Origin of the sequence: Rathayibacter sp. SD072, assembly GCF_017355185.1 — a bacterium.
GTDB lineage: Bacteria > Actinomycetota > Actinomycetes > Actinomycetales > Microbacteriaceae > Rathayibacter.
The window spans coordinates 21,935-27,969 of sequence record NZ_JADILJ010000046.1 but is presented as its reverse complement, the minus strand read 5'-3'; the positions used below and the strand labels follow the sequence as shown (position 1 = coordinate 27,969).

Genomic DNA, 6,035 nt, shown 5'->3' with positions numbered 1-6,035 from the left:
GTCCGGTACCGTCGATCGCATGAGCGACGCCGCCGAGACCAGGACCATCCAACTCCGACGCTACGAGCTGGTCGACGGGGTGATCGACGACTTCCTCGCCTGGTTCCGGGCGAGGATCGTGCCGGCGCGCGAGGCGCTGGGCTTCCGGATCGAGTTCGCCTACGCCGACCGCGAGGTGAACGAGTTCGTCTGGGCGGTGAGCACCCCGGGCGACGCGGAGTCGTTCCTCGCGATCGAGAAGACGTACCTGGACTCGCCCGAGCGCGCGGCCGCCTTCGAGGGCGAGCCGACGCGCGTCGCCGTGCACCACGTCCGGCTCATCGAGCGCATCGTCTGACGCGTCCTAGGGCCTGTTGAACAAGAGATCGCCGTCGCGAGCACGGCCTGGGCGTGCGAGCTGCAAGGAGGAAGCCGAAGGTCGATGCGGGCATCGACCGAGGATTCCGACGCCGCAGATCGTGCGATCGGGCCGAGCGGAGCACGCGAGATCGTGTTCACCAGGTCCTAGGCGCGGGCGCGCCGCACGGCCGCCCGCACCGCGCGCAGCGCCAGGGAGCCCACGGCGACCGAGGCGACGGTGCCGAGCAGCCGCGGCACGAGGTGCTTCGGAGTGTCGACGCCCTCGCGGTCGCGCGGGGAGGGCAGGGCGCTCGGGGCCAGCACGCGTCCGCCGGCACCCGCCTCCGCCATGTGCGCGAGGCGCTGCAGCGCCTCGATGTTGCGCACCCAGAGGAACGAGTGCAGGAGCGGCTTCGGGATGAGCGTGCCCGGCCCCTTGACGGCCGTCTCGTGCATGCGGACGCGGCAGCCGCCCTTGTGCGGCTCCACCTCGATCCGCACCCGCGCCTCGCCCATCGGCCAACCGGCCGCCTGGATGACGAAGCGGTGCGGCGGGTCCCACTCGAGCACCGTGGTGCGGTCGTCGATCACGAGCGGCCACAGCCCGAACGAGTGGTGCAGCTGCGAGCCCACGTGCGGGAAGTCCTGGTCGACCTTCCGCATCCGGGAGGCGCCCACGACCCACGAGGGGAAGAGCCACCCGGAGGACAGGGCGGCGAAGACGGACTCGGGCGGGCAGTGGAAGACGCGGGTGTTGCGGGACATCGCGGGCTCCTTCGTGGGCTCTCGGCGGGCGGTGGAGCGCGCCCGGCGGGGCCACTCCGTCCTTCAGGGTGCCAGATCGGGCGCCCGCGTGATCCCGAACTCGTGCCGCAGGGCGCTGCGGGCGGCGTGCCAGCCGGCCATGCCGTGCACACCGGGCCCGGGAGGGGTCGAGGACGAGCAGAGGTAGAGCCCCTCGGCCGGCGTCCGCCACGGGTCGGGGGACGGCACGGGGCGCGAGACCAGCTGCGCGACGCTCGCCGCCCCGGCCGCGATGTCGCCGCCGAGGTAGTTGGGGTTGTACTGCTCCATGTCGCGCGCGGTCATCGAGGAGACGCCGAGGATGCGGTCGCGGAAGCCCGGCGCGAACCGCTCGATCTGCGCGGTGATCGCCTCCTTCTGGTGCGCGGGCGAGTACCGCGGCACGTGCGTGTAGGCCCAGAGCACGTGCTTGCCCTCGGGCGCGCGACCCGGATCGGCCAGCGAGGGCTGCGCGACGAGCACGTAGGGGTTCTCGCTGTGGCGGCCCTGCGCCACGTCGCGCTCGGCTCGCGCGATCTCGGCCCGCGTGCCGCCGACGTGCAGCGTGCCCGCGCGGGCGAGCTCGGGATTCGTCCACGGCACCGGTCCGTCGAGCGCGAAGTCGACCTTGGCGACGCCGTTGCCGTAGCGGAACATCCGCAGCGCCTTCGCGTAGGCCGAGGGCAGCCGGCCGCCGGCGAGGCGGAGCAGCGCCTCCGGAGTGAGGTCGAAGAGCGTCGCCCGGGCGCTCGGCAGCTGCTCGAGCGAGGTCACCTCGACGCCCGTCTCGATCGTGCCGCCGTGCGCGAGGAGATCCGCGGCCATCGCGTCGACGATCGACTGGCTGCCGCCGACCGGCACGGGCCAGCCGCGCGCGTGGGCGTAGGTGCCGAGGGCGAGCGCCGCCGCGGCCGTCGACGGACTCGGCATCGGGCGGATCGAGTGCGCGGCGACGCCGGCGAGCATGGCCGGGGCCACGTCCTCGCGGAAGCGCAGGTTCCAGAACGGCGAGCCCTGCTCGAGCACCCGCAGGCCGAACCGCACGAGGACGCTCGGATCGGTGGGCACGCGCAGCAGCGCGTCGTTGGTGAAGCCGGCGACGCGGTCGGCCCGCTGGGCGAGCGGGCCCATCAGCGAGCGCCAGGCGGCCCCGTCGCGGCCGAGCGCCTCGACCGTGCGCTCGAGGTCGCGGTAGGCGATCCCCGCCCGCCCGCCGTCGAGCGGGTGCGCGTACGAGATCTCGGGGACGCGCAGGTCGATCCGCTCGTCGAGCCGGAACCGCCGGAAGAACTCCGACGCGAGGGCCATCGGATGCACCGCCGAGCAGACGTCGTGGTGGAAGCCGGGCAGCGTCAGCTCGGCCGTCCGCGCGCCGCCGCCGATCCGCTCGTTGCGCTCGAACAGCGAGACCGAGAGGCCCGCCCGTGCCAGGGTGAGCGCCGCGGCGAGCCCGTTCGGACCCGCCCCGACGACGACCACGTCGACGTCGGTCACGGTCACCTCCTCCGCAGAGCCGCGACGACGCCGACCACTCCGGCGGCCGCTGCGACGGCGGCCCCCGCGTAGCTCGCCGCGCGGTGGCGGATCATCCAGATCTGCGGGGTCATGGTGTGCGCCCGGTTGCTGAAGAGGCCGCGCGCGCCGTGGTCGCCGGGCACCGGCTCGTAGACGTTGTTCGGCAGCATCGGCTCCGTGACGTCGGGAGCCTGCTGCCCGTCGAAGGCGTTGCGCGCCAGGTACCAGTCGAGGAAGCCGCCCGCGAAGCGGTCGCCCAGGATCGTGCCCGCGGTCGGCTCGCCGACCCAGGTGCGCCGGCGCGGCTTGTCGGCCACGTCGGCGATGGCGATCGCCCCCACCTCGGGCTCGTAGATGGGCGGCACGGGCTGCGGGTGGTGCGGCAGCTGCGACTTCACCCAGTTGAACTGGATGGTGTTCAGCGCCGGCATGTCGACCTCGGACAGCCTGATCGCGCTCTTGGAGTGCAGGAGCTCGGCCGTGACCGCCTCGGTGAAGCCGCGCGCGCCGAACTTCGAGGCGCAGTACGCGGCCTGGAGCGGGATGCCGCGGTGCGCGAGGGCCGACCCGACCTGGATCACGTGACCGCGTCCGCGCGGGGTCATCCGCGAGAGCGCCGCGCGCGTGCCGTTGACGAAGCCGAAGAAGTTGACGGCGACGGCGCGCTCGAAGTCGGCGGGCTCGGTCGACAGGAACTCGCCGAACACTCCGACCATCGCGTCGTTGACCCACAGCTCGATCGGACCGAGCTCGGCCTCGATGCGGTCGGCGGCGGCCTCGACGGCCTCGCGGTCGGCGACATCGGTCGGCACCCCGAGGGCCCGGCGACCCGCCTGCTCGATCTCGGCGACCGTCGCGGCGAGCCCGTCCTCGCCCCGGGCGAGCACCGCGACGTCCCACCCGCGCTTCGCGAGCTCGCGCACGGTCGCGCGGCCGAGTCCGGCGGTGCCGCCGGTGACGACGGCGACGCCGCGGCTCATGCGCGGGCTCCTCGGCGTGCGCGGGCTCCTCTGGCGGGCGGGGCGGTGGTGGGGATCTGCGTCATGGGTCGAGCTCCTTCGTGAGGGCGCGGTCTGCGTGTCCTTCTCCTTCCACGGTAGGCGCGTCGGGGCCCGTTCGCGCGGGCTTGCGCCGGTGCCGTGGAGCACTCGGAGCATCCCCGCCTGGGGAGGAGCGTCGCAGGAGGGCATCGGAGCCCTCCGCCTTCCCAGTCGTCCAGGAGACCACCAGCGACCGTCCAGACCACGGGTCGAGACTGGCGCCCGCCGCCGCACCCGGCGACCGGACGACCGGAACCACCCATGAACGCACTCCTCGGGCTGAGCCTCTCCTCGGGCCCCCTCGTCGTGACCGCGTACGCGGTCGCGGCCCTCGCCTTCGCCGGGCTCGCCGTCGCCTACGCGCGCTCGCGCCCCGGTGGCCGTACGCGCCGATCCGCGGCCGTCGCGGCAGTGCTCCTCGTCGGGACGATCGGAGGAGCCGCCCTGACCGCGCTGCTGGACGGCACGGACGGCCCGTTCGGCGTCGACTTCACCGCCGTCACCCGCCTCTGGGCGGGACTCGCCCTCGGCGGGCTCGGCGTCGCCGCCCTCGTGCTCGTCCACGCGCTCGCCCGTCGACGCGCTCGACGCGCGCTCGCCTCGGTCGGCGTCGCACTCCTGGTCGTCCTGACCGCCTCGATGACGGTGAACATCGACTTCGGGCAGTACCCCACCCTCCGCAGCGCACTCGGGATCAGCGAGTACCCGGTGACCGACTCCCCGCTCGCCTCGATCGGTGGCGCCCACCCCGCCCTCGCCGACTGGACCGCTCCCGCCGGCATGCCCACCGCCGGCCGCGTGTCCTCGGTGGTGATCACCGCGACCTCGTCCGGATTCGCCGCGCGCGACGCCGTGGTCTACCTGCCGCCGGCCGCCCTCACCGCCGCTCCTCCGTTATTGCCCGTCATGGTGATGCTCTCGGGCCAGCCCGGATCGCCCTCCGACCCGCTCTCGACCGAGAAGCTGCAGCAGACCCTCGACGTGTACGCCGCCGCGCACGCCGGACTCGCGCCGATCGTGGTCTCGCCCGACCAGCTGGGCGATCCGGACGCGAACCCGATGTGCGTCGACTCGCCGCTGGGGAACTCGGCGACGTACCTCACCGTCGACGTGCCCGCGTGGATCCGCGCGAACCTGCCCGTCCTGCCCGACGCGCACGACTGGGCGATCGGCGGCCTCTCGCAGGGCGGCACCTGCGCGATCCAGCTGGGCGCCGCTCATCCGGAGCTCTTCGGCGCGATCGTCGACGCCTCGGGCGAGCTGGCCCCGACCCTGGGCGACGAGGCGACGACGATCGAGAAGGGCTTCGGAGGCAGCGCGAGCGCGTACGCGGCCGCGAAGCCCGCGAGCATCCTCGCGGCGCACGCCCCCTACGCCGACACGGTCGCGGTGTTCGGAGTCGGCGCCGACGACACGACGTTCCTGGACGGCGTCAGGACCCTCCACGCCGACGCGGCAGCGGCGGGGATGCAGACCACCTACCTCGAGGTGCCGGACAGCGCGCACGACGCGACCGCCTGGACCGCCGTCTTCGATCAGGCGCTGCAGCTGCTCGCCGCGCGCTGGGAGCTCGTCCCCGCCTCCTGAGCGGCGTTCCGAGCGCTCGGCTCAGCCGCGGGCCGCCGCCTCGGCCGCCGCCACCGCCGCGTCCACTCCCCCGCTCCACGGAGCGCCGTGCCCCGGGAGCACCCAGGCCGCCCGGGTCGGCACGAGGAGCCGCAGCGACGCGAGCGCCTGCTCCGGATCGTCGGTGAAGGGAGCGGGCTGCGGGCCCGAGCGCCCGGTGAGGACGTGGCGCGTGGTCAGCCCGTCCCCCACGAAGACGGCGTCGACGACGGGCACGTGCACCGCGATGCTGCCGGCGGAGTGGCCGGGCAGTCCGATGATCCGGGGCGACCCCGGCAGCTCGAGCACGTCGCCGTCGGCCACCTCGACGACCTCGGTCAGCGGAGGGATGCGCAGGCCGCCCTTGCGCGCGAAGTAGGCGAGGAACCCCGCCATCGCGCCTAACCGCATCGTCTGCTTGCCGTTCGCGGGCTTCTTCCCGCCCTTCGCCCGGTCGGCGTCCGCCGCGTGGACGAACACGGGGACGCCGTGCTCGCGGCGCAGGCGCTCCGCGAAGCCGATGTGATCGGAGTCGCCGTGAGTGAGGACCACGCCCTTCACGTCCTCGATCGGGCGCCCGAGGGCGGACAGCGCGGCGAGGACATCGGACCAGTGGCCGGGCAGGCCGGCGTCGATGAGGGTGATGCCCTCGGGCACCGAGACGAGGTAGGAGGCGACGATGTCGGAGCCGAGGCGGTGGAGCGAGGGGGTGAGTTCCATGATGGCTACGCTAGTTAGCCATCATGGCTACTG

6 protein-coding genes are annotated in these 6,035 nt (G+C 74.0%); 2 read left to right on the top strand and 4 right to left on the bottom strand.

Going from position 1 to position 6,035, the window contains the following annotated elements; translation table 11 throughout:
* A partial coding sequence (locus IOC53_RS15550) for a hypothetical protein (RefSeq protein WP_242683403.1) occupies nt 1-337 on the top strand: 337 nt, incomplete at its 5' end.
* 167 nt (nt 338-504) lie between these two features.
* On the opposite strand, the gene IOC53_RS15545 is transcribed toward IOC53_RS15550, so the two are convergent.
* The 3 genes from IOC53_RS15545 to IOC53_RS15535 form a co-directional block, all read right to left on the bottom strand.
* A complete protein-coding gene (locus IOC53_RS15545; protein WP_207407108.1) occupies nt 505-1,104 on the bottom strand; it encodes an SRPBCC domain-containing protein in 600 nt (199 codons plus the stop codon).
* 63 nt (nt 1,105-1,167) lie between these two features.
* The gene (locus tag IOC53_RS15540) at nt 1,168-2,616 is read right to left on the bottom strand and encodes an NAD(P)/FAD-dependent oxidoreductase (RefSeq protein ID WP_207407106.1); all 1,449 of its coding nucleotides are present in this window, start codon (nt 2,614-2,616) and stop codon (nt 1,168-1,170) included.
* Nucleotides 2,617-2,618: 2 nt separating this feature from the next.
* Entirely contained in the window at nt 2,619-3,617 is a 999-nt protein-coding gene (locus tag IOC53_RS15535; protein WP_207407103.1) for an SDR family oxidoreductase, read from the bottom strand.
* 321 nt (nt 3,618-3,938) lie between these two features.
* On the opposite strand from IOC53_RS15535, the gene IOC53_RS15530 reads away from it, so the two are divergent.
* Nucleotides 3,939-5,264, top strand: coding sequence for an esterase family protein (locus IOC53_RS15530; RefSeq protein WP_207407101.1), 1,326 nt, complete (start codon nt 3,939-3,941; stop codon nt 5,262-5,264).
* Nucleotides 5,265-5,285: 21 nt separating this feature from the next.
* On the opposite strand, the gene IOC53_RS15525 is transcribed toward IOC53_RS15530, so the two are convergent.
* Nucleotides 5,286-6,002, bottom strand: coding sequence for an MBL fold metallo-hydrolase (locus IOC53_RS15525; protein ID WP_207407099.1), 717 nt, complete (start codon nt 6,000-6,002; stop codon nt 5,286-5,288).
* Nucleotides 6,003-6,035 lie beyond the last annotated feature (33 nt).